The 2,584-nt window shown below is 41.2% G+C and carries 3 protein-coding genes; all 3 read left to right on the forward strand.

Annotated features, from left to right (window positions below):
• Positions 1-789 (forward strand): aldehyde dehydrogenase family protein (locus UC75_RS19425; protein ID WP_228136972.1); only part of this gene is annotated, 789 nt, incomplete at its 5' end.
• Positions 790-917: 128 nt separating this feature from the next.
• Positions 918-2,093, forward strand: a complete 1,176-nt coding sequence (locus UC75_RS00515; RefSeq protein ID WP_049836339.1) for a hypothetical protein — start codon at positions 918-920, stop codon at positions 2,091-2,093.
• Between the two features lie 95 nt (positions 2,094-2,188).
• A partial coding sequence (locus tag UC75_RS19430) for a biotin carboxylase N-terminal domain-containing protein (RefSeq protein WP_322842877.1) occupies positions 2,189-2,584 on the forward strand: 396 nt, incomplete at its 3' end.

Consider the following 2,584-nt stretch of genomic DNA (forward strand, 5'->3'; position numbering starts at 1 on the left):
GATGTCACTATGGTGAGTTTTACTGGCTCAACTGAAACAGGCCGCCTATTTTTACAATATGCTGCCGAATCTAATCTAAAACGTGTTGTTCTTGAGTGTGGTGGGAAAAACCCTGCTGTTGTGATGAATGATGTTGATGATTTAGATCAGGTTGCACAGCATATCGTGAATGGTGCTTTTTGGAACATGGGCGAAAACTGTTCTGCATCTTCTCGTTTAATTGTTCATGCTGATGTTAAAGATGAGCTATTAGGTTTAATTGGTATACATTTGAACGACTGGAAAATGGGTAACCCACTTGATCCAGATCATAAACTGGGTTCGATGGTTAGCAAATCACACTATGAAAAAGTGAAGTCTTATATCGATCAGGCAAAAGCTGAAAAACAAAGCATCGTTTTTGGTGGCAACACAGAACAAGATATTTTCGTTCAGCCAACCGTGGTTGATGGTATTAAGGCGACAGATACCTTATTTAAAGAAGAGGTGTTTGGTCCAATTCTGTCAGTGACCACATTTAATACAATTGATGAAGCTATCGCACTTGCCAATGATTCTGTTTATGGCCTTGCAGGTTCGGTCTATACCAGTAACTTACGCAATGCGATCAAGCTTTCACGTGCTATTCGTGCTGGGGTAGTGACGGTGAACTGTTTTGGTGAAGGTGACATTACGACACCGTTTGGCGGTTATAAAGAGTCTGGTTTTGGTGGCCGAGATAAATCGATTTGGGCACATGACCAATACACAGAATTAAAGACCATCTGGATTGATGTGTCTGAGTCTTAAAACTTCTATAACCCTTGGTTCTTAGGAGCCAAGGGAGTTTAAAAAAACACATTAACTTTTAATTCGAAAACAAAAAAGTTTTTGAAGGGATCGTTTTATCCAAAATTCATTTAAATAAGGAAATGTAAATGAATAACCTCTATATCAAAAAAGTGGGAATGGGTTTGTTTGTAGTCGGAATGTCTACACCTATTTTTGCTGGAGTAACTTTCGGTGATTCAAAAACTGAACTGGGGGCAGTCACAGTTTCTGGAACTTTGCGGGCTAACTATCAAGATAAACACTACGGCGAGTCTGCTTCTGATCAGAAAATTAAGTTCGATGCAGCAATTTTAAATGTGGCTTATGAGTCACCAGACTGGTTTGGTAAAGTCCAATACCGCTGCTATCAATACGATAAATTTTGTGATTTCTCGACTTTGGTACAGGCCTATGCAGGCTACCGCTTAAATGCGACCGATAATATTACGGTCGGTTTACAGCCAATTCCTTTTGGTCCGGGTCGCTATTGGGACAGCAGTTTCTATGCGGGTATTAACAATACCATGGGCCTGCAAGACGCTTTAGATTTAGGTGTGAACTATCACTTTGAAATGCCGACTGCAACTAAAGTTGACCTCGCATATTTTGCAACTGACGGTGGTAACTACCACGGGACCAGTAAAGATTCAGCTCGTTACACAGCCAACGTTGTTACTTCATCTGATCCACTTAAAACTAACCTAAATGAAAAAAACATGTGGATGGTACGTGCTGATCAAGATCTTAAGTTTTTAAGTACGGATGATTTAAAAGTATCTGTTGGGGGAAGCTACTGGTATTCAGATATTGAAAATAAAAAGACATCTGCCGATGGAAATCGAAACACATGGGCTGTGTTTAACCGAATTAACTATAAAAACCTGAATGTGGTACTTACAGGTGGCAGACAGTCGATTAGCAACGAAGATGCCTTAAGCCCAGCAAGCTCTACTTTTGGCTCGTTTGATGGTGAATACGATATTGCCAATAAGGGTTATTTCTACACGGTAGATACCAGTTACACCTTTAAGAATGTAAAAGACTCACTCAATGTAACGCCTTATGTTGTGTTCAGTGGTTTCAACAAGAAAGAACAGGGCTTTGATGACTCACAGCGCAACATTGTGGGGGTGGCATGGGACTACAAAAATGTTTCGCTCTATACCGAATATTTAATGAGTAAAAACGATCCATTTGTGGGTGGAACGGGCAGCTCACTTGCAGCGGGCGATGATGGCAAGTGGAACAAGCTCTTAAATGTGATGCTGGTTTATAACTTCTAAGAGACACACCTTAACTGATCAATCTACTTCTATTAACTACGCTCTCAAGAAGACCTGACAAGAATGCTTGAGAGTAATTTAAAAGTGTTAAAAAGATGAAACCAATACGTAAAATCTTAGTTGCCAACCGTGGTGAAATCGCTATCCGAGTGATGCGTGCTGCTACAGAAATGGGCATCCGCACGGTTGCAATTTATGCAGAAGAAGATAAATTTGCCCTGCATCGCTTTAAGTCGGATGAAGCTTATCGGGTAGGTGCTGGCAAAAAGCCAATTGCGGCCTATCTGGATATTGAAGATATTATCCGTATTGCACTTGAGGCAGGGGTAGATGCCATTCATCCGGGCTATGGTTTCTTGTCTGAAAACCCTGAGTTTGCCGAGGCCTGTAGCAAAGCGGGAATTCGTTTTATCGGCCCGAAACCGGAAGTAATGCGTCAGTTAGGCAATAAGGTAATGGCACGTAATGTTGCAATGGTTGCATGTGTCCCT

The organism is Acinetobacter sp. V2, from assembly GCF_001188385.1.
Lineage (GTDB): Bacteria > Pseudomonadota > Gammaproteobacteria > Pseudomonadales > Moraxellaceae > Acinetobacter > Acinetobacter oleivorans.